Origin of the sequence: Caldanaerobacter subterraneus, from assembly GCF_004345675.1 — a bacterium.
Classification (GTDB): Bacteria; Bacillota; Thermoanaerobacteria; order Thermoanaerobacterales; family Thermoanaerobacteraceae; genus Thermoanaerobacter; species Thermoanaerobacter subterraneus.
Map to the genome: position 1 here is coordinate 18667 of NZ_SLWU01000004.1, position 26199 is coordinate 44865.

The 26199-nt window shown below is 38.7% G+C and carries 26 protein-coding genes and 1 riboswitch; of the genes, 23 read left to right on the forward strand and 3 right to left on the reverse strand.

Annotated elements, in window-relative coordinates; genetic code table 11:
* Window positions 1-85 precede the first annotated feature (85 nt).
* From EV203_RS02355 to kamE, 16 genes are all read left to right on the forward strand, one after another.
* The gene (locus EV203_RS02355) at window positions 86-1528 is read left to right on the forward strand and encodes an RtcB family protein (RefSeq protein WP_243700557.1); all 1443 of its coding nucleotides are present in this window, start codon (window positions 86-88) and stop codon (window positions 1526-1528) included.
* A gap of 25 nt (window positions 1529-1553) precedes the next feature.
* Window positions 1554-1928, forward strand: a complete 375-nt coding sequence (locus tag EV203_RS02360; RefSeq protein ID WP_132039111.1) for a nucleotidyltransferase family protein — start codon at window positions 1554-1556, stop codon at window positions 1926-1928.
* 156 nt (window positions 1929-2084) lie between these two features.
* Window positions 2085-2552 carry a type VII toxin-antitoxin system MntA family adenylyltransferase antitoxin gene (gene mntA, locus EV203_RS02365; RefSeq protein WP_132039041.1) on the forward strand — a complete coding sequence of 156 codons (468 nt, stop codon included), beginning with the start codon at window positions 2085-2087 and terminating at the stop codon, window positions 2550-2552.
* Complete coding sequence (hepT, locus tag EV203_RS02370; protein ID WP_279432246.1) at window positions 2533-2958, forward strand: type VII toxin-antitoxin system HepT family RNase toxin; 426 nt, start codon at window positions 2533-2535, stop codon at window positions 2956-2958. The genes mntA and hepT overlap by 20 nt, the downstream gene beginning before the upstream one ends.
* A gap of 18 nt (window positions 2959-2976) precedes the next feature.
* A complete protein-coding gene (locus EV203_RS02375; protein WP_132039042.1) occupies window positions 2977-4602 on the forward strand; it encodes an MBL fold metallo-hydrolase RNA specificity domain-containing protein in 1626 nt (541 codons plus the stop codon).
* Window positions 4603-4718: 116 nt separating this feature from the next.
* A riboswitch (Lysine riboswitch) is annotated at window positions 4719-4897 on the forward strand.
* Between the two features lie 117 nt (window positions 4898-5014).
* The gene (locus EV203_RS02380) at window positions 5015-6451 is read left to right on the forward strand and encodes a sigma-54 interaction domain-containing protein (RefSeq protein WP_132039043.1); all 1437 of its coding nucleotides are present in this window, start codon (window positions 5015-5017) and stop codon (window positions 6449-6451) included.
* Window positions 6452-6631: 180 nt separating this feature from the next.
* Window positions 6632-7024 (forward strand): 3-aminobutyryl-CoA ammonia lyase, encoded by a 393-nt coding sequence (gene kal, locus EV203_RS02385; protein WP_031314244.1) that lies wholly within the window; start codon window positions 6632-6634, stop codon window positions 7022-7024.
* A gap of 11 nt (window positions 7025-7035) precedes the next feature.
* The gene (kce, locus tag EV203_RS02390) at window positions 7036-7863 is read left to right on the forward strand and encodes a 3-keto-5-aminohexanoate cleavage enzyme (protein ID WP_009610473.1); all 828 of its coding nucleotides are present in this window, start codon (window positions 7036-7038) and stop codon (window positions 7861-7863) included.
* Complete coding sequence (locus tag EV203_RS02395) at window positions 7860-8525, forward strand: CoA transferase subunit A (protein WP_009610465.1); 666 nt, start codon at window positions 7860-7862, stop codon at window positions 8523-8525. Before kce ends, EV203_RS02395 begins: the two co-directional genes overlap by 4 nt.
* Window positions 8515-9180, forward strand: a complete 666-nt coding sequence (locus tag EV203_RS02400; protein ID WP_132039044.1) for a CoA transferase subunit B — start codon at window positions 8515-8517, stop codon at window positions 9178-9180. Before EV203_RS02395 ends, EV203_RS02400 begins: the two co-directional genes overlap by 11 nt.
* 27 nt (window positions 9181-9207) lie before the next feature.
* A complete protein-coding gene (gene kdd, locus EV203_RS02405; RefSeq protein ID WP_132039045.1) occupies window positions 9208-10248 on the forward strand; it encodes an L-erythro-3,5-diaminohexanoate dehydrogenase in 1041 nt (346 codons plus the stop codon).
* Between the two features lie 38 nt (window positions 10249-10286).
* Window positions 10287-11540 carry a lysine 2,3-aminomutase gene (kamA, locus tag EV203_RS02410; protein WP_132039046.1) on the forward strand — a complete coding sequence of 418 codons (1254 nt, stop codon included), beginning with the start codon at window positions 10287-10289 and terminating at the stop codon, window positions 11538-11540.
* A complete protein-coding gene (gene kamB, locus EV203_RS02415; protein ID WP_132039047.1) occupies window positions 11530-12555 on the forward strand; it encodes a lysine 5,6-aminomutase reactivase subunit KamB in 1026 nt (341 codons plus the stop codon). Before kamA ends, kamB begins: the two co-directional genes overlap by 11 nt.
* Window positions 12548-14047 (forward strand): lysine 5,6-aminomutase reactivase ATPase KamC, encoded by a 1500-nt coding sequence (gene kamC, locus EV203_RS02420; protein ID WP_243700560.1) that lies wholly within the window; start codon window positions 12548-12550, stop codon window positions 14045-14047. Before kamB ends, kamC begins: the two co-directional genes overlap by 8 nt.
* The gene (gene kamD / locus EV203_RS02425; RefSeq protein ID WP_132039049.1) at window positions 14028-15590 is read left to right on the forward strand and encodes a lysine 5,6-aminomutase subunit alpha; all 1563 of its coding nucleotides are present in this window, start codon (window positions 14028-14030) and stop codon (window positions 15588-15590) included. The genes kamC and kamD overlap by 20 nt, the downstream gene beginning before the upstream one ends.
* On the forward strand, window positions 15587-16396 hold the full coding sequence (gene kamE / locus EV203_RS02430; protein WP_132039050.1) for a lysine 5,6-aminomutase subunit beta: 810 nt from the start codon (window positions 15587-15589) through the stop codon (window positions 16394-16396). The genes kamD and kamE overlap by 4 nt, the downstream gene beginning before the upstream one ends.
* A gap of 20 nt (window positions 16397-16416) precedes the next feature.
* On the opposite strand, the gene EV203_RS13685 is transcribed toward kamE, so the two are convergent.
* Complete coding sequence (locus EV203_RS13685; RefSeq protein WP_243700561.1) at window positions 16417-16611, reverse strand: amino acid permease C-terminal domain-containing protein; 195 nt, start codon at window positions 16609-16611, stop codon at window positions 16417-16419.
* Between the two features lie 408 nt (window positions 16612-17019).
* Window positions 17020-17895, reverse strand: coding sequence for a PhzF family phenazine biosynthesis protein (locus EV203_RS02440; protein ID WP_132039051.1), 876 nt, complete (start codon window positions 17893-17895; stop codon window positions 17020-17022).
* A 150-nt stretch (window positions 17896-18045) separates the two neighbouring features.
* Between EV203_RS02440 and loaP the strand changes: the two genes are divergently transcribed.
* The 7 genes from loaP (at window position 18046) to EV203_RS02475 (ending at window position 25739) form a co-directional block, all read left to right on the forward strand.
* On the forward strand, window positions 18046-18561 hold the full coding sequence (gene loaP / locus EV203_RS02445; protein ID WP_132039052.1) for an antiterminator LoaP: 516 nt from the start codon (window positions 18046-18048) through the stop codon (window positions 18559-18561).
* A 29-nt stretch (window positions 18562-18590) separates the two neighbouring features.
* Window positions 18591-19958 (forward strand): phosphomannomutase/phosphoglucomutase, encoded by a 1368-nt coding sequence (locus EV203_RS02450; RefSeq protein WP_132039053.1) that lies wholly within the window; start codon window positions 18591-18593, stop codon window positions 19956-19958.
* Window positions 19959-19987: 29 nt separating this feature from the next.
* A complete protein-coding gene (galU, locus tag EV203_RS02455; RefSeq protein ID WP_132039054.1) occupies window positions 19988-20893 on the forward strand; it encodes a UTP--glucose-1-phosphate uridylyltransferase GalU in 906 nt (301 codons plus the stop codon).
* 20 nt (window positions 20894-20913) lie between these two features.
* On the forward strand, window positions 20914-21867 hold the full coding sequence (locus EV203_RS02460) for a YveK family protein (RefSeq protein ID WP_132039055.1): 954 nt from the start codon (window positions 20914-20916) through the stop codon (window positions 21865-21867).
* Between the two features lie 46 nt (window positions 21868-21913).
* The gene (locus EV203_RS02465) at window positions 21914-22165 is read left to right on the forward strand and encodes a hypothetical protein (protein WP_424945271.1); all 252 of its coding nucleotides are present in this window, start codon (window positions 21914-21916) and stop codon (window positions 22163-22165) included.
* 169 nt (window positions 22166-22334) lie between these two features.
* On the forward strand, window positions 22335-22997 hold the full coding sequence (locus EV203_RS02470; RefSeq protein WP_009611115.1) for a DUF2225 domain-containing protein: 663 nt from the start codon (window positions 22335-22337) through the stop codon (window positions 22995-22997).
* A 69-nt stretch (window positions 22998-23066) separates the two neighbouring features.
* On the forward strand, window positions 23067-25739 hold the full coding sequence (locus tag EV203_RS02475; protein WP_132039056.1) for a calcium-translocating P-type ATPase, SERCA-type: 2673 nt from the start codon (window positions 23067-23069) through the stop codon (window positions 25737-25739).
* Window positions 25740-25785: 46 nt separating this feature from the next.
* Here EV203_RS02475 and ndk read toward each other — a convergent pair whose 3' ends face one another.
* Window positions 25786-26196: a nucleoside-diphosphate kinase gene (gene ndk, locus EV203_RS02480; RefSeq protein WP_041587114.1), complete on the reverse strand. Its 411-nt coding sequence runs from the start codon at window positions 26194-26196 to the stop codon at window positions 25786-25788.
* Between the last annotated feature and the right edge of the window lie 3 nt (window positions 26197-26199).

Genomic DNA, 26199 nt, shown 5'->3' on the forward strand with positions numbered 1-26199 from the left:
AATGGGCCCCTAATGGGCCCTTTTTCATGCTTTCTATTCTAGATTGTGGTATAATGAAATCACAGAAAATAAGGGTGGTGGGAAGATGTCTGTGGACATTATCCAGGGCTATACATTAGTGAAGGATGGGATAAATAAATGGAGAATTCCCAAGTTTGGGAAGATGAGGGTTGACGCTGTCGTCTATGTAAATGATAGTTTAAAGGACCTTTTGAGAGATGACCAATCCTTAAGGCAGCTTGTTAATGCTGCAAGCCTCCCTGGCGTAGTAGAACCGGTGATTGGCATGCCGGATATTCACGAAGGTTTTGGGCTTCCAATAGGGGGAGTCATGGCTATAGAAGAAAAAGGGGTGATTTCAGCTGGTGCAGTAGGGTACGATATAAATTGCGGTGTGAGGCTTGTAAGGTCTGACCTTGAAGCAGACTATTTTACAAAAGACATCCTCTATAAATTGATTGAGAGAATTGAGCATTACGTTCCGACCGGGATAGGCAAAAAAGGAAAGCATAAGGGTATTACCCGGGTAATTTTTGACGATGTTGTGCACAATGGAGTTGAAGCGGTGATTAAAGCAGGTTTTGGCAAAAAGTCTGATTTGGAATACATTGAAGAAGGTGGGAAGCTTGAAGGAGCCGATATTTCGGCGGTATCAGAAGAAGCTCAGGAAAGAGGAGAAGAACAGCTGGGGACTTTAGGAGGAGGCAATCACTTTATAGAAATTCAGAAAGTTGAGGAGATTTTAGAGGAGAATCTGGCAGAGAAATTTGGACTTTTTAAAGGACAGCTTGCTGTGATGATTCACACGGGAAGCAGAGGGTTTGGCCATCAGATTGCTACGGATTATACAAAGATTCTGTGGGAAGCAGCTAAGAGGTATGGGATTGAGGTACCGGAAAAAGGGCTTGCAGCAGCCCCTATAAAGTCAAAGGAAGGGCAGAATTACTATAAGGCGATGGCGGCTGCGGTGAATTTTGCTTTTTCAAACAGGCAGATAATCATGTTTGATGTGATAAGGGCTTTTGAGGATGTTTTAAAAAAATCGGAAGAAGAGATGGGGTTTAAACTTGTGTATGACGTTGCTCACAATATCGCTAAGTGGGAAGTACATGGGGGAAAAAGGATGCTTGTTCACAGGAAAGGAGCTACAAGGGCTTTGCCGGCAGGACATCCGCAAAACCCGCCTTCCTATAGAGATACAGGACATCCTGCTCTAATTCCTGGCAGTATGGGTACAGGTTCCTATGTGGTGGTCGGAACAGAAAAGGCAGCAGAGACATTTTATTCTGTAAATCACGGAGCAGGACGAAGGCTTTCTAGAAATCAGGCTAAGAAGATAAGCAAAGAGGAATTTGAAAGGTCTATGGGAGATGTGGTGTACAATGTCCGCTCTTATAAAGACATTGTAGATGAATCTCCTCTTGCGTATAAAGATGTAGAAGCAGTAGTTTCTGTCCTTGAAGAGAGAGGCATTACTATACCTGTTGCAAAGCTTATTCCTCTTGCAGTTGTAAAAGGCGCAGATTAAGACTAATTTTTGTGTGGTGATAAGGGTGAGTATTTCTGATGAAGAAAAAAGAAAAATACGTGAAAATTGGCGGATAAAGAGTGAAAAAGAGAAAGAAATGTTAGAAATACGAAAAAAGGATGCATTAGATAAAGCTTATAAGGTTGCTAGGTTTTTGAAAGAAAAGTATAATGTGAATAAAGTCGTGTTATATGGATCACTGGCAAGGGGATTTGATTTTTGGGAGTTTTCAGATATTGATATTTTTATAGATGGCTGGGATGATGATAGGTTTAACTACTGGACAATGTTCGTTGAAGTAGAAAATATTGCAAGACCTTATAGAATAAGTATAGTTACTCAAAGGGATGCTACAGAGGCTTTGCTGAAGGAAATAGAAAGGGAAGGGAGGGAGATTTAAATCTTATGCCTGAGAGAATAGAAAGATTGTTAGAGGTTTTTCCGAAAGCTTTGGAGAATTTAAAAAAGGATATTGAAAAATTTGTAAATGAAATGGAATCTATTATAGGAGAAGAATGACATAGATGAGTATAGCTTTAGTGAAGAGGTGTATGTGGTGGTTCAAAAGGATTTGAAGGAAGTAGAAGAAATATTTAAGAGAAATTTGCAGTATTTAAAAGAAAAGTATGACATAAAATTGATATATATTTTTGGTTCTTATGCTAAAGGAACTAATAAAAAGAACAGTGACCTTGATATTGCAGTGCTTTTAGGTGGAGATTATGCACCGTTTAAAAAATTGGAACTCATTGGTGACCTAATAGAAATATTTAAAAGAGACGATGTGGACTTGGTGGTGTTAAATGAAGCAAATCCTGTGTTAAGGCACCAGGTTATAAAATATGGGAAGATTATTTTTGAAGAAAGTGAAGAGGTGAGAGTTAATTTTGAAGTGCAGACTTTAAGAGAATATATGGATATGGAATATTTTAGAAAAGTGCAAATGGAATTTGTTAAAGAGTGGATTAAAGAAAATGTGAGGGAGAAGGATGACCAAAAATATAATGGAATTGATAAATTCTAAAATAAATGAGTTACAAAAAAACTTAATATTGTTGAAAAAAATAGCTCAGGAAGTGAATGAGAAAAACATAAAGGAAGATATGTTGAAATATTGGGGGATAGAGAGAGGAATTCAGATATGTATAGAGAATGTAATTGATATCGCTAATATAATAATTTCTTCTCTGGGATTGGAAAAGCCTGATACCTATAGAGAAACAATTTTGCTGTTAAATAAGGCAGGTGTTTTGCCAGAAAACTTTGCAAAAAATATTGCTAATATGATTTCTTTCAGAAATATATTGGTCCATGACTACACTAGGATTGATGAAAAAGTGATTGTAGATATACTAAAAAATCGACTAGAGGATTTTGTAATGTATATGTCTTATGTGAACAAATGGCTTGAAAATAACTATAATTTCTAAAATGAAAGGGGATTTACTGTGAAAATAACTTTTTTGGGAGCTGCTAAGGAAGTTACAGGTTCATGTTATCTTGTGGAGACGGAAAATGCTAGGTTTTTAGTTGACTGTGGCATGTTTCAGGGTGGAGAAGTAGAAGACGAGCTAAACTATCAAGAATTTATTTTTGATATAAAAGATATCGATTTCGTACTTTTAACCCATGCTCATATAGATCACAGTGGCAGAATTCCTGTGCTTTACAAAAGAGGGTACAGAAAGAGGATTTACGCAACTCACGCTACAGTTGACCTGTGCAGGTACATGCTGCCGGATAGCGGGCACATCCAGGAAATGGAAAGCGAGTGGAAGAACAGAAAGAGGAAAAGGGCTGGAAAGCCTTTGAGGGATCCACTTTATACGGCTGAAGAGGCAGAAGAATCTATAAGCATATTTTATGGTGTTGACTACGGGGAAGTGATAGAGCCTGCACCTCATATAAAAGTGAGGTTTAATGATGCTGGGCATATGCTTGGCTCGTCTATAATTGAAGTGTGGGTAAATGAAAAGGGAAAAGAGACTAAAATAGTGTTTTCAGGAGATCTAGGGAATAAAAAGGTGCCTCTTTTGAGAGATGTAACTCCTATAAATGAGGCTGATTATGTTCTCTGTGAGTCTACATACGGCAATAGGATTCATGAGGAGGTCGGGGATAGGGCAAAGAGGTTGATGGAAATTATAACCCGCACTATTAAAAGAGGGGGAAATGTTATTATTCCATCTTTTGCTGTTGGAAGGACACAGGAGATATTATATGAGCTTCACAAAGAGAGGGATTTGTATAAAGATGAGATAGAATTTTTGAACAACATCCCTGTGTATGTAGACAGTCCTCTTGCCACCTCAATAACAGATGTGTTTGCAAAGCATCCAGAGTGCTTGGATGATGAAACGAGGGAATACATCAAAAAAGGAGAAATGCCTTTAGATTTTCCCAATTTGCACTTTACCCACAGTGCGGAAGAGTCTAAGGCTTTGAATGAGATTAAGACGCCCATGATAATTATCTCAGCTAGCGGCATGTGTGAGGCAGGTAGGATAAAGCACCACCTAAAGCACAATTTATGGAGGCCGGAGTGCACAGTCCTTTTTGTTGGGTATCAGGCAAAAGGCACTTTAGGGAGGAAACTTTTAGATGGAGAAAAAGATGTGAAGATACTTGGAGAGGATATACACGTTAAGGCTGAAATTGAATATATTGAGAGTTTTTCAGGTCATGCCGACCAAAGAGGTATACTGGAATGGATTTCTAATTTTAAGAAAAAGCCCAAGAAAATATTCATAGTGCACGGCGAGGATGAGGCACAGGAAGAACTGGCTGATAAGATAGAAGCACAATTTGGCATAGAGACTTTGATTCCTTCAAGGTACGATGTTTACGATTTTGATAAGGAAGAGCTTATAAAAGGAGAGGTTGAGGATAAAGAAAAGTTTAAATTGGAGCTTAACAATAAATTAGAAGAGATGAAGTTAAGAAGTGAAAAGGCATTTAATAAGCTACAGGAGATATTAGACAGGAAAGATGGAAAAGATTTAACCGGCATAATGCTTGAGATAGACAATATAAATGAAAGCCTTATGAAGCTTTATAGGGAACTTTTGGATTGAGAATGCCTCCGGGCATTCTTTTTTATATTTAAGGGCTTATTGCTCCCGCTTTCAAAATGTGATATAATATAATTGCACTTTGATAAGCTTTACATCAAAAATAGATATTTTAATAGCGCATAAATAGAGGAGCGGCCAAGCATGTATTTGGCGAGGTGTTAAGGAGAAGAACCTCCAATACTCGCTGAAGAAGGTTTGGCTGCCGAAAGGGTGAGCTTGTTCTTGAGCTCATCCTTGGTGGTAAACACAAAGTTTACCACTGTCATGGGACCTCCCATGAAGCGCTATTTATGCAGTGAAAATATTTTCATTGCATAAATAGCGCTTTTTTGTTAGAAATGAAGAAATACTTACATGTTGAAAATATTTTCGGTGTTTTTGCTTTTAATTTTACTCTCAAAGGGGGAGTAAGATGGATTTGAGGTTAAAAGGATTACCTCAGGAATTTTACCAAAAAGCGCTGGAGATATTATTAGAAAACATTGATTGGGGTGTACAAATCACTGATAAAGATGGTTATACAATTTATTACAATAAAGCTTCTTCGCAAATTGATGGGATTCCTATAGATGAAGCGATTGGAAAGCACGTTTTAGCTATGTTTCCATCCCTTTCTAATAGAGAAAGTACAATTTTAAAAGTTTTAAGGACAGGGGAACCTGTTGTCGGACATGAGCAGGAAATTACAAATTGCTATGGACAAAAAGTCAGCCTTTTTACTATTACTCTCCCCATTGTAATCGATGGAGAAATATGCGGGGCTATTGATATTTCTAAAAACCTCTCCGAAATAAAAAATCTTATGACAAAAGTGATTGATTTGCGAGAAGAAGTGCGAAATAACAGAAAGAAAAGTGCTGTAAAAGAAAACGAGGAAGCTTATTATACTTTTGATGATATTATTGGAGAATCCAAAGTAATTACAGAACTAAAGTGCAAGGCTCAAAAAATTGCGAAAAGCAATTCGCCAGTGTTTGTGTATGGTGAGACAGGTACGGGCAAAGAGCTTTTAGTACAGGCAATTCATAATGCTAGTACAAGGAAGAATGGACCTTTTATTGCTCAAAATTGCGCAGCCCTTCCTGAAAATTTGATGGAGTCAATACTTTTTGGAACAGTAAAGGGAAGCTTTACTGGTGCAGAAAATCGCCCTGGTTTGGTAGAGCTGGCTGACGGAGGGACATTATTTTTGGATGAGATTACTTCTTTAAGTCTTGACCTTCAGGCAAAGCTTTTACGCTTTTTGCAGGAAGGGTATATAAGGAGAATAGGAGATAGTAAGGTTCGGAAAGTAGATGTGAGAGTTATTGCTGCTTCTAACATTTCTCCTTATGAAGCTTTAGAGAAGAAAATTTTAAGACCTGACCTTTTTTATCGATTAAGTACCATTGTCTTGTATGTGCCACCTCTTAGGGAGAGAAAAAGTGATATTCCTCTTTTAGTTAAGTACTTTATCAAGGAATTTAATTGGCAATTGGGGAAGGATATAAAAGGGATAAGCGAAGAGGTGGAAAGAGCCTTGATGAGTTTGTCCTGGCCGGGAAATGTGCGGGAATTAAAGGGAGTTATAGAGTATGCGGCTAATTTTTGCGAAGGTGAAATAATTCAGTTGCATGACCTTCCTGACCACATTTTAAGAAATGCCTTTATAGAGGGAGAAAAAGAGATAGCAGTAGATACTATCGGGATAGAAGGGGATCTCAGAAGCTTTCTAGCAAAAGTTGAATATGAGCTTATTACTAAAACTTTAAAAAAGACAAATGGGAATATAAGTAGAGCAGCAGAAATTTTGGGTATTCCGAGACAGACTTTACAGTACAAAATAAAAATGTTAAAAATAAATATTTAATTTTGCGTCTAATGCTTAATTTTCAGCATAAGATGGGTTTTTATCAGAACGAGCTGTGAATCTTTTATAGGAAAAGGCCGAAAAATGGCCTTTTTTCTTTTTACTCAATGCTTGGTATGGATTTTGCATAAAAGTTTGAGAAGAGGTTTTCAAGGAATTTGAGAAGGGAGGGGATACAGGTTGAAAGCCACAATAAGAGTCAGGATGAGTCTTCATGATGCTCACTATGGAGGAAATTTAGTAGATGGAGCGAGAATTTTACAGCTTTTTGGGGATGTGGCGACAGAGCTTTTGATAAGGCACGATGGAGATGAGGGGCTTTTTAGAGCTTATGACAGTGTAGAATTTTTGGCGCCTGTTTATGCGGGAGATTTCATAGAAGCTACAGGTGAGATAGTAGAAGTAGGAAATACTTCGAGAAAGATGGTCTTTGAGGCGAAAAAGGTGATAGCAGCAAGGCCTGATATCAGTGATTCTGCGGCAGAAGTGCTGGAAGAACCTATTGTAGTGTGCAGGGCAAGTGGCACTTGTGTTGTGCCAAAAGAAAAGCAGAGGTACAAAAAAGAAGGGTAGGTGAGTGAAGGGTGGAGAAATTGATAATTACTGCGGCTATATGCGGAGCTGAGGTCACAAAGAAGCATAATCCTAATGTGCCTTATACTGTTGAGGAGATGGTGAGAGAGGCTTTATCTGCATATAATGCAGGAGCTAGCATAATTCACTTGCACGTAAGGTATGATGATGGTACCCCTACACAGGACAAAGAAAGGTTCAGAGAAGTGATTGAAGCGATTAAAGCAAAATGCCCTGATGTCATAATTCAGCCTTCAACTGGTGGAGCTGTTGGCATGACTCCTGAAGAAAGGTTACAGCCGGTTTACTTAAAGCCAGAGATGGCATCACTAGACTGTGGCACAATGAATTTTGGCGGAGATGAAATATTTGTAAATACAGAAAACATGATAATAGAATTTGCCACCAAGATGAATGAACTGGGAGTGAAGCCGGAACTTGAAGTATTTGACAAAGGAATGATAGATGCAGCGATAAGGCTTCACAAAAAAGGATATATAAAGGCTCCAATGCACTTCAATTTTGTGATGGGAGTAAATGGCGGAATTTCGGCTGAGATGAGGGACTTTGTGTTCTTGATGGAAAGCATTCCTCCAGGAAGCACATTTACTGCTACAGGAATAGGACGCTATGAATTCCCTGTAGCTACTATGGCTATACTTGCAGGAGGTCATGTGAGAGTTGGCTTTGAGGATAACGTATACCTCGAAAAAGGCGTTCTGGCAAAGTCCAATGGTGAACTTGTAGAAAAAGTAGTGAGAATTGCAAGAGAGCTGGGAAGAGAAATTGCAACCCCTGATGAGGCCAGAAAAATATTAGGGTTAGAGGTGAAGCCATGAGGAAGGTTGTTACTTTTGAAGAGTTGAAGCCTTTATTTAAAGATGGAATGACATTGATGATCGGTGGATTTCTTGCAAATGGCACACCTGAGAAGTTAATTGACCTTCTCATAGAGTTAAACGTTAAAGACCTTACTATAATTGCCAATGATACCAGTTTTCCAGACAGGGGTATAGGGCGTTTAGTTGTGGCCGGGCTTGTTAAAAAAGTTATAACTTCTCATATAGGTACTAACCCTGTTACAGGAAAGTTGATGAATGAAGGAAAAATTGAAGTAGAGCTCGTTCCACAGGGGACACTTGCAGAAAGGATAAGAGCTTATGGAGCAGGGTTGGGAGGTATCTTGACTCCTACAGGAGTCGGCACAATGGTAGAAGAAGGGAAACAAAAAATAACTGTGAATGGAAAAGAGTATCTCCTTGAACTTCCACTGGGAGCAGATATAGCGCTTATTAGAGGAAGTATTGTAGATGAGTTTGGAAATATCTATTACAAAGGTACGACGAGAAATTTCAATCCTATAATGGCTCTTGCAGCTAAAACAGTTATCGTGGAGGCAGAAAAAATAGTCAAAGTAGGAGAAATAAAGCCAGAAGATGTCATGACGCCAGGAGTATTAGTGGATTATATCGTAAAAGGAGGGGAAGGCGATGATAACTGATCAGGAACTGGCAAAGCAGATAATAGCAAAAAGAATTGCAAAAGAGCTCAAAGATGGGCAGCTGGTGAATTTGGGAATTGGTCTTCCCACTCTAGTAGCCAATTACATTCCCGAAGGAGTGCACGTGATATTCCAATCAGAGAATGGAATTACAGGTATGGGACCTATGCCAGAGCCCGGAAAAGAGGATGTGAACATAATCAATGCCGGCGGGCAGTATGTGACAGTTCTGCCTGGCGCAGCGTTTTTTGACAGTGCATTTTCCTTTGCACTTATAAGAGGAGGACATGTGGACGTTACCGTGCTAGGAGCTTTAGAAGTAGATGAAGAGGGAAATTTAGCTAACTGGATAATACCTGGAAAGTTAGTTCCTGGCATGGGCGGAGCAATGGACCTTGCTACAGGAGCCAAAAGAGTAATTGTGGCTATGCAGCATACTGCTAAAGGGCAGCCAAAGATTTTGAAAAAATGCCGCCTTCCTCTCACGGCCAAAGGCAAAGTGAGTCTTATAGTTACAGAGCTTGCAGTGATAGAAGTGACAAAAGAGGGACTGCTTCTCAAAGAAATTCACAGGGATACATCTATTGAAGAGGTCAAGTCTTTGACAGAGGCAAATTTAATTATTCCAGATGATGTAAAATATATGGATGTGTAAAATTCGAAGAAGGAGGAGGATATGTTTATGATGGGATGCAAATACGGTTCTCATAGAGTAATTGAGCCAAAAGGGGTTTTACCTCAAGCCGCTTATAAAATTTCTAATGATATGAGTGTACTTTATGATAATGAGATATTGATTGATGTTATAGCTTTGAACATAGATTCTGCAAGCTTTACCCAGTTAAAAGAGGAGGCAGGGGGAGATCCTGAGAAGATAAAGAAGAAGATCCTCGAGATAGTAAATGAGAGAGGGAAAATGCAAAACCCTGTCACAGGTTCTGGGGGAATGCTGATAGGCAGAGTAGAAAAAATAGGAGAAGCTCTGGTCGGGAAAAGGGACCTCAAAGTAGGAGATAAGATTGCAACGCTCGTTTCATTAACTCTTACACCTCTTAGAATAGATGAGATTTTGGATATAAAGATGGATATAGAAAGAGTTGAAATAAAGGGAAAGGCAATACTTTTTGAGAGCGGGATTTATGCGAAGCTTCCTGAGGATATGGAAGAGACCTTGGCACTGGCTGCTTTAGACGTTGCTGGAGCTCCTGCTCAGACTGCTAAATTGGTAAAGCCCGGTCAGAGTGTCATGGTGTTAGGAGCAAATGGGAAATCCGGTATGCTATGTTGCTATGAAGCTAAGAAGAGAGTAGGTCCTACTGGAAAGGTTATAGGTGTGGTGAGAAGGGAAGAAGCAAAGAAAAAGGTGGAAGAACTGGAGATATGCCACGAGGTAGTTATAGCGGATGCTCAAAAGCCTTTAGAAGTTTTGGATAAAGTTCTAAAGGCCAACGGAGGAAAAGAAGTAGATATTGCTATAAACTGTGTAAATACGCCTAACACAGAAATGTCCACAATTTTACCTGTGAGAGATGAAGGAATTGCCTACTTCTTCTCCATGGCGACAAGCTTCACAAAAGCAGCCTTAGGAGCAGAAGGGGTTGGGAGGGATATAACAATGATCATAGGAAATGGATATACAAAAGACCACGCAGAAATTACGCTTCAAGAGCTCAGAGAAAATGAAAAATTGAGAAAAGTTTTTGAAGAAATGTATGCTAAATGAGGACGGCTGTGATAGTTTAAGAGGGGGAGATGTATAAAATGAGAGTTAACAGAAGACATGAACTTTTTGGGCATGTACCAGACAGCGACTGGTACAACTGGAAGTGGCAGATTGCAAATAGAATAGAGACAGTGGAAGAGTTGAAAAAATACCTTCCATTGTCGGAAGAAGAGGAAGAAGCTATTTCTAAGGCATTGCAGAAGTTGAGAATGGCAATTACGCCCTATTACCTTTCTTTGATAGACCCCAATGACCCTAATGACCCGATAAGAAAAAGAGCAGTGCCGACAATCCATGAGCTTTATCAGGCACCGGAGGACTTAGTGGACCCGCTTTATGAGGATGTGGATTCACCTGTACCTGGACTTACCCACAGGTATCCTGATAGGGTATTGATGCTTGTTACAGACCAGTGCTCCATGTACTGCAGACACTGCACAAGGAGAAGGTTTGCTGGAGAAACTGATGCTCCCATGCCGATGGATAAAATAGAAAAGCAGATTGAGTATATAAGGAATACCCCACAGATAAGAGATGTGCTGATTTCAGGTGGAGATCCTCTCACTTTATCTGATTCACGGCTTGAAGAAATTATAAAGAGATTAAGAGAAATTCCTCATGTGGAGATAATAAGAATTGGTTCATCAGTACCTGTAGTGCTGCCTATGAGAATAACTCCGGAGCTTGTCAATATGCTTAAAAAATATCACCCGATATGGCTCAACACCCACTTTAACCATCCGCACGAAATAACAGAAGATTCAAAGAGAGCATGTGAAATGCTAGCAGATGCTGGAATACCTTTAGGAAACCAGACAGTACTTCTAAGGGGAGTAAATGACTGTGTTCATGTTATGAAAAGGCTGGTGCATGAATTGGTAAAAATAAGGGTAAGACCTTACTACATCTATCAGTGCGATTTGTCATTTGGGCTTTCTCATTTTAGAACTCCCGTTTCCAAAGGTATTGAAATTATAGAAGGTTTAAGAGGACACACTTCTGGTTACTGCGTACCTACATTTGTAGTTGATGCCCCGGGAGGAGGAGGAAAGATTCCTGTTGGACCAAACTACGTAATTTCTCAGTCCCATGATAAAATAGTTTTGAGAAATTATGAAGGCGTCATTGTGACGTATGTTGAGCCAAAAGATTACACTCCAGGTCCTTGTGTATGCGATGAAGAAGTTCCAAAATCTGAAGGTGTTGCAGGATTAATGCAGAAGGATACCATTGGAGTATTAGAGCCAGAGAATTTAGAAAGGAAAAAGAGAAGGAGAAAAGATGAGAAGTGATATTCTTGACCTTATAAAAAATTACAGGACTATCTCTATAATAGGAATGGCAAAAAATGTAGGAAAAACAACTGTATTAAATTATCTTATCAGTAAGGCCAGGGGTATTTATACCCTTGGTCTTACCTCTATAGGAAGAGATGGAGAGGAATACGACCAGGTTTCCTTTTTCCCAAAGCCGCGGATTTACGTTGAAGAGAGCACTTTAATTGCCACAGCGAGGGAAGCACTTTTCCGAAGCGATATAACAAAGGAGATAGTGGGAACTACAGGTATATATACTCCGATGGGAGAAATAATTGTAGCGAGGGCTTTAAGTGATGGCTATGTGGACCTTGCCGGTCCTTCCATTACTAAAGACCTCAAGAGGATAAGCGAGTTTTTGATCTCAATAGGTGCAGATAAAGTTTTTATAGACGGGGCTTTAAACAGAAAGACCCAGGCTTCTCCAGCTGTATCTGAGGCTACTATTTTATCAACAGGAGCTGTTTTATCTCCTGATATGGAAAAGACAATAGATGAAACGGTGTTTACAGTAAAACTTCTGACAGTGCAGAAAGAAAGCGATAGAGAGATAATTGTAAAAGCTAGTAAAATCCTTAAAAATTCAAATTTGGGGTTTATTTATGAAGGCGGAGAGTACAAAACTGTGGAGGTATTAACTGCTATTGATGCGTCAAAAGAGATTGTAGAGAATTTAAATGGAGCAAAGTATGTGGTGATAAGAGGAGTGATTACAGATAAGTTGATCAATGATGTAATGACTTCCACTGATAAGTATAAAGGAGTAGTCTTTTTGGCAGAGGATGCTACGAAGCTTTTCATAGAGGAAGAGACCTTTGTAAAATTTCAAAAGGCGGGCGGTATTTTTAGGGTAGTATTTCCTATAAATTTGATCTGTGTCGCTGTAAATCCTATATCTCCCACAGGTTACAGATATAATGGAAAAGAATTTTTAAATAGATTGAGGGAAAAATTAGATCTTCCTGTCTTTGATGTGATGGGTGGTGATTGATATTAAATTCTTAACTGAAAAAGAAAGAGAACAAGTAGGATTTAACTATGTTATTTCAAAGCTTCAAGTTATAACTCCATATGGAAGAGAAGAGCTAAAAAATGCAAGGCCTTATAAGAGAGAAGAAAGAGAAAAACTTGAAAGGGAATATGAGTACGTCGACCTTTTGAAGGAAAGTTTAGAGAAGGATAAGGAAATATTTTTTAAGATTTTAAAACCGCTATTTAAGATAAAAGATATAAGGAACAGCCTTAAAAGGTGCATAGAAGGGAAAGTGTTAGATGAGGTGGAATTTTATGAGATAAAAATTTTCGCTCTACTGAGCGAAGAGTTAAGGCTTTTGATTGGAAGGTTGAATTTAGATATTGAAGATATAAAGCTTGTTTCTTTAACTCCTGTATTGGATCTTTTAGACCCTCAGAAAAAGAGAATTGCTACTTTTTATGTCTACGACGAATATTCCTGTAAGTTAAAAGAGATAAGAGAAAAGAAAAGGGAAATTGAGAGGCAGATATTTGCAGAAACTGATAGAGAAAAAATTGAAAAATTAAGGGAGGAAAGGCTTGATATAGTTGCACTAGAACAAAAAGAAGAACTTGAGGTAAAAAAGAGTCTATCTGAAAAATTGCGCAAATATGTAGACCTTATTGAAAAAAATATAAAGGCTATAGGAAGATTCGATTTTTTGATGGCAAAGGCTAAACTGGCAATCGAGTACAATGGAGTGAAACCCACGATAAATGACGAGATAAAAATACTTTTTGAAGATGTTATAAATCCTCAAGTTGCAGATATTTTAAAAACCCAAGAAAGAGAGTTTACCCCTCTAACTATTGAATTAAAGAGCGGGACAACTGTTATCACAGGAGCCAATATGGGGGGAAAAACTGTAGCTTTAAGAACTTTTGCCTTAAATCTTTTGCTTGCCATGATGGGATTTTTCCCTTTTGCTAAAAAAGTATCTTTTCCTATGCTGGATTTTATTCATTTTGTCTCAGAAGATCTGCAATCAATTTCAAGAGGTCTGAGTAGTTTTGGTGCAGAAGTTATGAAGTTAAAGGAAGTAATAGAAGATATAAAAAAAGGGACAGGATTTGTGGCATTAGACGAAATAGCAAGGGGCACAAATCCTGAAGAGGGACTTTATATTGTGAAGGCTATCTCAAAATATTTGAACGGTTTTTCTTCTATGACTGTATTAGCTACCCATTATGAAGGGGTGATAGAGGATGACATGGTGCACTATCAGGTCGTAGGGCTTAAAAATGTAAATTTTGAAGAGTTAAGGCAAAAAATCGTTATAGACGAAGAAAACTCAGTAAAAATTCTCCAGGAACACATGGATTATCGATTAGAAAGAGTGAACCCTAATTGTGAGGTTCCAAAAGATGCCCTTAACATATGCAGAATATTTGGACTTGAAAGAGAAGTTATAGAGCTAGCTGAGACCTATTATAAGAGGAGGAGAGGGTATGAGAGAGAGCAAGCTTAATCTTGATTGGGAATTAGTGGATAAAGCCAGAGAAGCTGCGAGAAACATTGTTAAAGATACGCAGAAATTTATAGATGCCCATACGACTGTGTCAGTTGAAAGGACGGTGTGCAGACTTTTAGGCATAGATGGCGTAAATGACTTGGGAGTTCCACTTCCTAATGTAGTGGTTGACCATATAAAAAGCAGGGGAAATCTTTCTTTGGGGGCTGCAATTTATATCGGCAATGCCATGATTTACACAGGGCTTAGCCCTCAAGAAATTGCCGAAAGAGTAGCAAAAGGTGAACTAGATTTGACTTCGATTCCTATGGCAGACCTTTTTGAGATAAAATTGGCTGTTCAAGATATAGCAGTAAAGACTGTTGAAAAGATAAGAGAGAACAGGAGAAAAAGAGAGGAGCTTTTAAAGAAATACGGGGATAAGGAAGGGCCACTTCTTTATGTTATAGTTGCGACAGGAAACATATACGAAGATGTGGTTCAGGCGCAGGCTGCTGCAAGGCAGGGAGCTGATGTCATTGCAGTGATTAGGGCTACAGCTCAAAGCCTTTTAGACTACGTTCCTTATGGACCTACTACCGAGGGGTTTGGTGGTACTTATGCTACGCAGGAGAATTTCCGGATAATGAGAAAAGCTTTAGATGAGGTATCTGAAGAGCTGGGAAGGTATATAAGGCTTTGCAACTATGCATCTGGGCTTTGTATGCCTGAGATTGCTGCTATGGGGGCACTGGAGAGGCTTGATGTGATGCTAAACGATGCTCTTTACGGAATTTTATTCAGAGATATAAACATGAAGAGAACGATGGTAGACCAGTTCTTCTCAAGGGTAATAAATGGATTTGCAGGAATTATTATAAACACAGGGGAAGACAACTATCTTACGACAGCAGATGCTTATGAAAAAGCCCATACTGTATTGGCATCTCAATTGATAAATGAACAGTTTGCACTAATTGCAGGCATTCCTGAGGAACAGATGGGATTAGGACATGCTTTTGAAATGAACCCTGACTTAAGGAATGGCTTCTTATATGAGCTTGCTCAGGCTCAAATGGTAAGGGAGATATTCCCCAAAGCGCCTCTTAAGTACATGCCTCCTACAAAGTACATGACAGGAAATATATTCAAAGGACATGTACAGGATGCTATGTTTAACGTTGTGACTATAATGACAAAGCAAAGGATACATCTTTTGGGAATGCTGACAGAAGCTATTCATACGCCTTTTATGTCAGATAGAGCGTTGTCTATTGAAAGCGCCAAATATATCTTCAACAATATGGCAGATATAGCTGATGAAATTTACTTTAAAGAAGGCGGAATAATTCAAAGAAGAGCTAACGAAGTTTTGAAAAAGGCCTATGAGCTTTTGAAAGAAATCGAACACGAAGGTTTATTTAAAGCATTAGAGCAGGGTAAATTTGCGGATATAAAGAGGCCGATAGACGGAGGAAGGGGATTAGAAGGCGTAGTGGAGAAAGACCCCAATTATTTCAATCCTTTCATTGACCTTATGCTAAGAGGTGATAGAGGATGAGCAGCGGCCTTTACTCTACAGAGAAAAAGCAGTACGATACCACCCTGGATTTGACCAGAGTCAAGCCATACGGGGATACGATGAATGACGGTAAGGTGCAGCTTAGCTTTACCCTGCCTGTGCCGGATGGAGCAAGGGCTGTAGAGGCAGCAAAACAGCTGGCAAAAAAGATGGGGCTGGAGAATCCAATGGTCGTCTACCATGCTCCTTTGGATAAGAACTTTACTTTCTTCATAATATATGGAAGTTTGATTCACACTGTGGATTATACCTCCATACAGGTACAGGAACTAGAAATAAAGGCCATGAGTATGGAAGAGACTAATGAGTACATTAAAAAACATATCGGCAGAAAAGTCGTAGTAGTGGGAGCAACCACTGGAACAGACGCTCATACAGTGGGCTTGGATGCTATAATGAACATGAAAGGGTATGCCGGGCACTACGGCTTGGAGAGGTATGAGATGATAGAGGCGTACAATTTGGGAAGTCAGGTGCCAAATGAAGAATTTATTAAGAAGGCAATAGAGGTTGGAGCAGATGCTTTGCTTGTTTCTCAGACAGTTACGCAAAAGGACGCCCACATAAAAAATCTTACGCATCTTGTAGAACTTTTGGAAGCAGAGGGAATAAGAGATAAAGTGCTTTTGATATGCGGTGGACCGAGGATCACGCATGAGCTCGCAAAGGAATTGGGATATGATGCGGGATTTGGCCCTGGCACATTCGCAGAGCATGTAGCCACGTTTATAGTGACAGAAATGGTAAAAAGAAAAATTCCCGGGCTTAAAGGGTATAAAAAATAAAGGGAGCCGATTAGCTCCCTTTATTTTTGCACATTTAAAACACTATGATACCTTCCGTAAGCAAAGTAAATGATAAGGCCGACCAGCATCCATATGCCAAATCTTAGCCATGTCACCCAAGGGAGGCTTGCCATGAGGTAAATACTAAAAGCTGCTGTTAGAGGTGCTACAAGCCACACTGCAGGTACTTTGAACTTTCTCTCTACATTAGGCATTTTAACCCTTAGGACAAGTATTCCTATTGAGACAATTACAAAGACAGATAGAGTTCCTATGTTGCAGAGCTCAATTATGATGTCTAAAGGCAGGAAGCCAGCAATTATAGGAGATAATTACCGCGGTCCCTACTCTTAATGCTCCTTCACCTGTTGACACAAAAATTCCCGTTCCAACGACAGAGCCTATTGCTAAAGCCGCCAGGTCTATTGCGGGTCTATCCCCTTTCTCTTTCTTTTAAAAGGAAAATGAATTAAAATACACTTAAAAATTCTTCCCCATAAAAAAGAAAAGGTATACAATTATCTAGTATGCCTAAATTATAATACGCCTTTGAAGACATTTGCAAGAATGATTTTGTGGAGCTCCTACAAATTTTTTATAAAAAATTATACAAGATTCATAATTCAGTCTGACCAATTTCCACTAATTAGAATACATGCAGGGCCTCCTACCAAAACCCTTATTCCTTCTTCTTTTTTTGTAAGTTTCACGTATATTTTAGAAGGTCTTTTCATACTTTCTCCTTGATGAATTAGATATGTTTTTTCTAAATCGATTACCTTATTTAAGTAAAGATAATATGTTAAAGCGCCATTTGCCGTTCCTGTTGCAGCTTCCTCATTTATCCCGTATAATGGAGCGAAATCTCTGCAATTAGCGATAGCTTTCTTTTCCTCCAATGTGAATACGTGAAGACTTACAGCATTTTTTTCTTTTGTAATCTGAGATATTGCCTGGTAATCCGGGTTTATGCTAAAAAGGGTTTCTCTTGATTTGACGGGTACAAGAATGTCCCATAATCCTGTGGATACCAGTTGAGGTACGAGGTCATAATTTTTACCACCAATTTCTTCAACGGAGATGTTTAGAGCTTTCGCAAGTTTTGAAAGGTCATCTTCATTTAATTTTTCTCCCGCCTGCGGAGCAGCCTGCTCCATCATTATTTTATCCTCTTCAATATAAATTGGAAGTTTTCCAGCTAGCGAATGCATTGTTACAACATCACCGGCTTTTACAAAGCCCAGTCTTTTTAAAACAGTGAAGGAAGCAATTGTGGCATGACCGCACAGGTCTACCTCAGAAGTTGGAGTGAAAAAGCGCACTTTGAAGTCTTTTTCACCTACTACTTCTATAAATGCCGTCTCTGAATGTTTGAGCTCTGCTGCCAAGTTTTGCATAAAAGTTTCATCTATTTTTTCGCCATTTTCAAGGACAACTACACCTGCTGGATTGCCTGAAAAGGGTTTCTCAGTAAAGGCATCCACAATAAATATTTTCATCCCTTTTTCTCCCCCTTTTGAATTTGTTTTTACTTCTAATATAACACATTAGCTGTTTTTTCAAAAACTATATTTTTGTCCCCAGTGTTGTTAAAGATATGTTGAAATTTGTCAGAATAGAAGGTACAATTTATATGTAGGGGCAGAAGTATGAAAATGTGGTATGTGCTGTTTACTAAAAGTGGTTGTGAGGAAAAAGTAGGGAAAATCATTAAGAAAATATGGGAAAACGAGATAGAGGTTCTTATTCCCCGGAGGAAGATAATAGAAAGAATAAAAGGAGAAGAAAAGGAGAAAATCAAACTTTTGTTTCCGGGTTACGTTTTTGTAAAGACTGAAATGACAGAAGCCAAGTATCACGAGATTACTTCTGTATTAAAGCAAGGAGTTTTTCTGAAGGAAGACAAAATGCCTGCTTCTGTAAAAGAAGAGGAAATGAGAGTTATTTTGAACCTCACTGGAGGTTCTGACCTTATAGATGTTTCAAGGGGAGTAAAAGAAGGCGATAGAGTAAAGATAATTGAGGGGCCTCTGTTAGGATATGAGGGCTTTATACAGAAGGTTGACAAGAGGAAGAAAAGAGCTAAAGTTATATTTAAAGTAGCTGGGGAAGTAAAAATGGTAGATTTAGGGCTTGAAATTGTTGAGAAAATGGTTTTGGTTTGAGAAAATAATAAACAAAGGAGGGGTGGTAAATGAAGTTAAATGAGAACATGTTTAGAATGTACGACATAAGAGGCATATGGGGAGAAGACCTGATTGAAGAGACTGCAGAGGTCATAGGTAAAGCTTTTGGAACTTATGTAAAACAAAAGGGAATTAATAGTGTGCTGGTTGGCAGAGACAACAGGATTTCTTCAAAGCCCATAAGAGATGCTCTAATAAAGGGACTTACTTCCACTGGTTGTGATGTTTTGGATGTAGGGGTTTTAACGACTCCAGCCTTTTATTATTCCAATATTTTATACAACTCCCAGGCAGGTATGATGATAACAGCAAGCCACAACCCGCCGCAGTTTAACGGCTTTAAAGTTATGGTGGGACCTTCTACCATCTATGGTGAAGAGCTTAAGAAAATTTATTACATAGCAGAAAAAGGGGAATTTGAAAAAGGTTCTGGAGAGGTAAAATACGCTTATCCCATCAATTCTTACATCAACATGATAAAGGAAAAAGTTAAGCTGGGAGATAGAAAATTAAAAGTTGTTGTGGACTGTGGGAATGGCACTGCTTCGCTTTTCTATCCAGATGTCATATACAATTTGGGCTGTGAGGTATATCCTCTCTACTGCGAATCAGACCCAACTTTTCCCAATCATTTCCCTGACCCTGTAAAAGAAGAGAATTTGAAGGATTTGATAGAGGAAGTAAAGAGAGTAAAGGCAGATTTGGGGATAGCTTTTGATGGAGATGGAGACAGGATTGGAGTAGTGGATGAAAAGGGCAATATAATCTGGGGAGACATGTTGATGATTCTCTACTGGAGAGAAATAATGAAGAAACACCCAGGCGCTGATGCAATTGTGGAAGTGAAGTGTTCTCAGGCTTTGGTTGAAGAAATTGAGAAACTGGGAGGAAAACCTCTATTTTACAAAACAGGTCATTCCCTCATAAAAGCTAAGATGAAAGAAATAAACGCAGTTTTCACAGGAGAGATGTCAGGACACATGTTCTTTGCAGATGAGTACTATGGGTTTGACGATGCAGCATATGCGGCTGCAAGGCTTTTGAGAATACTTTCTAATACGGATGAATCATTATCTGAGCTTTTAGCTGATGTTCCAAAATATCCATCAACTCCTGAGATAAGGCTTGAGTGCAGTGATGAGAGAAAATTTGATGTAGTAAAAGGGGTAACGGAGCACTTTAGAGAAAAAGGTTATAACATAATTGATGTTGATGGAGCGAGAGTGCTCTTTGATGGAGGGTGGGGATTGGTCAGAGCTTCTAATACTGGGCCAGAGCTTATTGTGAGATGTGAAGCGAAGACTCAAGAAAAACTTGAGGAGATTAAAAAAGCACTTTCAGAAGCTTTAGCGAAGTTTGATGTAAAGTTTGAGTAAAAAGAGAATAACGGAAGAGGGGAAAGTTGATGAAAATAAAGAAAGCGATAATTCCAGCAGCGGGCCTTGGTACCAGGTTTTTACCTGCTACCAAGGCTCAGCCTAAAGAAATGCTTCCAATTGTAGACAAGCCTACTATACAATACATAGTAGAAGAAGCAGTGCAGTCTGGAATTGAGGATATTCTTATAATAACTGGAAGAAATAAAAGAGCCATAGAAGACCATTTTGACAAATCTGTAGAATTGGAGCTAGAATTAAAGAAAAAGAACCAAGAAAGTTTACTAAGCCTTGTAGAAGATATTAGCAATATGGTCAACATTCACTACATAAGGCAAAAAGAACCTAAAGGCTTGGGGCATGCCATTTACTGTGCTAAATCTTTTGTTGGGAATGAGCCTTTTGCTGTTCTTTTAGGGGATGATGTTGTAGATGCAAAAGTGCCCGTGCTAAAACAGATGATAGAACAGTTTGAGAGGTATAATTGCACCATAATTGGAGTGCAGGAAGTGCCTGAAGAGGATGTACATAAATATGGAATTGTAAGTGGTACTTTTATTGAGGATAGGCTATATAAAGTCAACGATTTGATAGAAAAGCCAAGAAGAGAAGAAGCACCTTCTAATATAGCTATTTTGGGAAGGTATATAATTACACCACGAATATTTGAAATTCTGGAAAATACTCCTCCCGGTAGAGGAGGAGAAATACAGCTTACAGACGCTTTAAAAACTCTTTTAAATTATGAGGCCATTTACGCCTATAATTTTATAGGCAAAAGGTATGATGTAGGGGATAAACTGGGCTATCTCATGGCGACTGTGGAATATGCTTTGAAAAGGGAAGATTTGAGAGAGCCTTTTAAAAGGTATTTGTTGTCTATAACTCAAAGCCTTTTTGAGGAAGAAGAAGCTGCTGTAACTGAAAATAGATAAAGATTATAAGGAGGATAAAAATGGAAGAAGAAATCACACTGAGGGAATTGATTGAAGTACTTTTGAAGAGAAAGTGGATCATCATTGGCATTACTGTTTTTCTAACCCTTATTGTAGGGCTTTTTAGCTTTTTTGTGATTAAGCCTACTTATGAGGCAAGTGTAACTATTGCTGTTACTGATGTGACGCCTGCTACAGGTTTTTTTGGTTCAAACACCACAGTTATTTTTTCCGACAAAAATACAGGTGTGCCTGTTTTTCAGACTGACACGATAGAAAAGGATATTTCTTTACTGCTTTCTTCACTTTTAAAATACCCTGATATGTCGGTAAATGCCTTTAAGGAAGAGATTACAAATCCGACAGTACTTATGAATACTATTAATCAACTAAAACTGGACCCTAAAAAATACACTTTAGACAGTTTCAAAAAACAAATTTCTGCATCTGTTTTAAACAATACTAATCTAATACAAATTACAGTTAAAGAAAATGACCCAAAACTTGCTGCGGATATTGCTAATGCCATAGCTCAGAATTTTAGAAATTATGTCATTGAAAGAAATGCGAAACAGACTGACAAGCTAATGCAGACTCTTCTCAAGCTCATAGATATGCAAAACGAGAAAATTAAAAAGGTGCAAGATGAAATTGCAAATTTGACTAGTAGTTCTGACAAACTGGAAAAAGAGCAAAAACAAAAAGAACTATCTCTTTTAAAGAATACAAGGGATATAATGCTTGAAAAGTACAATATGCTTGAACTAGTCAAAGAGTCAGACTTAGGTAAGCAGAGCATTCTTATTACCAGCAAAGCTTTAGTTCCTGAAAAACCTGTGGCGCCTAAAAAAATGCTGAACGTATTGATTGCCTTTATATTGGGAGGAATGATTGGAGTATTTGTTGCATTTTTTATGGAGTATTGGGAGAAGACAGAACCTACTGAGAAGCATTTTGCGAAAAGTGAAGAATAATTTCTTTTGCCCGCCTATATATTAATAAAGGAAAGGCGGGATTTTTTTGAGAAAAAATAGCATATCTTCTTATAAAATTGCTGCCACTTACATAGGGACAGTTGTAGGAGCAGGGTTTGCTTCGGGACAGGAGATACTGCAGTTTTTTGTGTATCACGGCAAAAAGGGAATATTGGGACTTTTGATTGTTACTCTCCTTTTTGTATTTTATGGCAATGCTATTTTGTTTTTGGGGAATTGCTTTAGAGCTTCTTCTTACAAAAGAGTAGTTTTTGTAATTGCAGGGGAATTGCACTGATTTCAAGTAGAGTTGGCTTTGCCAATCTTGTTCACTATCTTTATCCTATCGCTGGGTACGGGGGAATTATACTGCTTTTGAGCATAACGTGTAAGATAAATAACTGTCGAAAAATGTAGACAATTGTGCTAAAATATTTGTTGAGAGAAAAAAGAGCGGAGGGGTGAAATTGGCTAATAAATATTTATACGACAAAAAAACGGTGTGCCCAGTCTGCAAGCAGGAATTTACATATACCAGGGTGAGAACTTCTCAGCTAAAAGTGGAAGAAAGAGGGAGGGATTTTTACACAAAGTATAAAGATGACATCAATCCTTTTTTCTATGAAGTAATTGTATGTCCAAATTGCGGCTACGCTGCTTTGGAGTCGGAGTTTGAAAAAATAACTAATGACAAGAGAGAAAAAATTTTATCTTTAGTCAGTGAAAAATGGGTGAAAAGAGAATTTTCGGGAGAAAGAACTCCACAGAAAGCTTTAGAGGCTTACCTATTGTCCTTGTATTGTTCTCAAATAAAAGAGGACAAGCCCATAGTATTTGCAAAGACGTGTCTTAGAATTGCCTGGATATATAGAATTTTAGGGGATAAGGCTAATGAGGAAAAGTATTTGAAACACGCACTGGATTCCTATGTAAAAGCCTACAGCGGTTCAGATGTATATGAGGAAGAAATACTTCTAATATACATGATTGGCGAGCTTAACAGGATGTTAGGGAACAAGGAAGAAGCCTTGAAATGGTATAATAAGGTTATACATCACCCTGAAAGGTCAAGGCATACCATGATAGTGGAGCTTGCGCGGGATGGATGGCACAGCTTGAAGGAAGAATGAGGGCATGTTTTTTAACTTGCCCTCATATTTTATTTAAGGAGTGAGAAGTTTTGAAGAAGGGGGATTGGGATGGCAAAAGGTACTTCGCAACAGACAATCTATTATTTAGACAAGATAAATTTTAAAGGACTGACTTCTCAAGAAGCGCAGAAAAGGCTTTTAAAGTACGGTCCAAATGTTTTAGAGGAAGGTGGCAGAGTAAGTCCTATTCAAATTTTTTTAAACCAGTTTCAGGACTTTATGGTGATGGTGCTTTTGGCTGCCACTTTGATTTCGGCCCTTATGGGAGAGCTGGCAGATGCCTTGACTATAACTGTAATTGTCATCTTGAATGCGATTTTGGGTTTTGTTCAGGAGTATAGGACAGAAAAGTCGCTAGAAGCCCTAAAAAAACTTGCTGCTCCTTCAGCAAAAGTTTTAAGAGATGGGGAGGAGAAAGAGGTAGAAGCTTCACAGATTGTCATAGACGATGTAATACTTCTGGGAGCAGGAGATAAGGTTCCGGCCGATGCTCTTTTAATAGAAGCTCATAATTTAGAAGTTGATGAATCAATTCTGACAGGGGAATCAGTGCCTGTCCATAAAGAAGCACCTTTGAATCTGAATAGGACAGCAGTTGAAAGCCGCAACATGGTATATATGGGTACAGTGGTGACAAAAGGCAAGGGGAAAGCAGTTGTCACTGCAACTGGCATGCAGACAGAGATGGGTAAAATCGCTGGGATGATGAAGGAAATTGAAGGGGAAGAAACTCCTTTACAAAAAAGGCTTAACAAGCTAGGAAAAGTGTTGGTAGTTTTAGCGCTTTTTATATGCGGCGTTGTCACGGTGATGGGGATAATAAGAGGGGCACCTATTTACTACATGTTTTTGTCAGGAGTGAGCCTTGCGGTAGCGGCAATACCGGAAGGGCTTCCTGCTGTTGTTACAATTTCTCTGGCGATTGGCGTGCAGAGGATGCTTGAGAGAAATGCTTTGATAAGAAAACTGCCAGCGGTGGAAACTCTGGGTTGCACAAATCTGATTTGCACAGATAAAACCGGCACTTTGACAGAGAATAAAATGACTGTTACAAAGGTGTTTTGCGATGAAGAAGTTTTTGATGTGAGAGGGAAAGAAAATGAGGAGTTAATTAAAAAGAAAAATATATCTAGAAGTGCTTTAAGAAAGATGTTAGAAATAGGAGCTTTGTGCAACAATGTAAAGGTCAAAAAAGAAAGCATAAAGATAGGAAGAGAAGTGTTAGAAGAGGATAAGTACATAGGAGACCCTACTGAGGCTGCTATTTTTTCTTTTTCGTTAAAATCAGGCATTTCACAGGATTTTTTGAATAAGATAAAGAGAAGTGAGGAAATTCCTTTTGATTCGGAGAGAAAGAGAATGACTGTAATTGTGGAAATAGATGGGGAGAAATACGCTTATACAAAAGGGGCTCCAGATGTCATATTGGAACTTTGTAGTTTCAAATATGTAAACGAAAAGGAAGTTCCTTTGACGCCTTTTGACAAAAAGAGGGTGCTGGATGTTAATGAATCTTTTGGGAAAGAGGCTTTGAGAGTTTTAGCTTTTGCCTATAAGAAACTTCCTCCTAAATCTCCGATTATTGCTGAATTTGTAGAAAGGGATCTGGTTTTTGTAGGGCTAGAAGGTATGATAGACCCTCCAAGAAAAGAGGTATACGATGCGGTTTTAAAGTGCAAGATGGCAGGGATAAAACCTGTCATGATAACGGGAGACCATAAAGTTACAGCGACTGCTATAGCGAAAGAACTTAACATACTGGGAGAAGGGGAAAGAGTTATTACAGGCAAAGATTTAGATGAGATGACTGACAAGGAGTTAGAGAAAACCTGCACAAATGTAAGTGTTTATGCTAGGGTGACTCCTAAGCATAAGTACAGAATTGTAAGGGCTCTTAAAAATAGAGGGTTTACTGTTGCTATGACAGGGGATGGGGTCAATGACGCTCCGGCTCTGAAAGAGGCGGATATTGGAATTGCTATGGGCAAAGGAGGGACAGAGGTTGCAAAGGAAGCTTCTTCTATAATTTTATTGGATGATAATTTTGCCACTATTGTTGCAGCTGTTGAAGAAGGAAGAATAATTTATGACAATATAAGGAAATTTATACGCTTTTTGCTTTCATGCAATTTCGGAGAAGTTTTGACAATGTTTTTTGCAGCCCTTATGTCTCTGAAACTGCCTCTTGTACCCATACAGATATTGATGGTAAATCTTGTTACAGATGGGCTTCCTGCTCTGGCTTTAGGTCTTGACCCGCCTGAAAAGGACATAATGAGGATGAAGCCAAGAGATGCAAATGAGAGCGTTTTTTCAAGGGGATTGGGATTGAGGATATTCATAGTTGGGGTTTTAATAGGAATAAGCACTGTAGGGGCATATGTATTTGCACTGGGATACGCTGGCCTTGAAAAAGCCAGGACTATTGCTTTTGCTACACTAGTTACTGTTGAGATGATACACGCTTTTGAATGTAGGTCTGAAAGACATTTGATTTTTGAACTAGGTTTTTTCACCAATCCCTATCTGGTGCTGGCAGTGTTAAGCTCTTTCTTGATTTTTTTATCCACGGTTTACATAAAGCCTCTGGGTGTGATTTTCAAAACAGTGCCTCTTGATGCTTATGATTGGCTGGTTGTGGTATTTTTCTCATCTATAGAATTTGTCTTCAACAATCTTTACACAGCCTACATAATCCCTCATTTGAGAAAAGAAGAGTAAATTAAAAGCTGTGGCAGGAAGAAAAAATTTGCCACAGCTTTTAATTTTAAAGGATGAGTTCAGGAAACCATAATGCTATTTCTCTTTTTGCAGATTCCACACTGTCTGAACCGTGCACCACATTGTAAGTGGTGCTGGAAGCAAAGTCTCCTCGTATAGTGCCAGGGAGAGCATCTTCCACTTTTGTCGCTCCGTTTATCATTCTCACCAGTTTTACAGCATTCTCTCCTTCAAGGACCATAGCAAAAACAGGGCCTGAAGACATGTACTCTATCAAAGGCTTAAAAAAAGGCTTTCCTTTGTGCTCCTCATAGTGTTTTTCCAGAAGTTCAATTGAAGGTGTGACTACTTTTGCGGCTTTAAGCCTTAACCCCTTGTTTTCATATCTTTTCAGTATTTCCCCTATAAGACCCCTCTTTACTCCATCCGGCTTTACAATAGCCAAAGTCACTTCCATAAA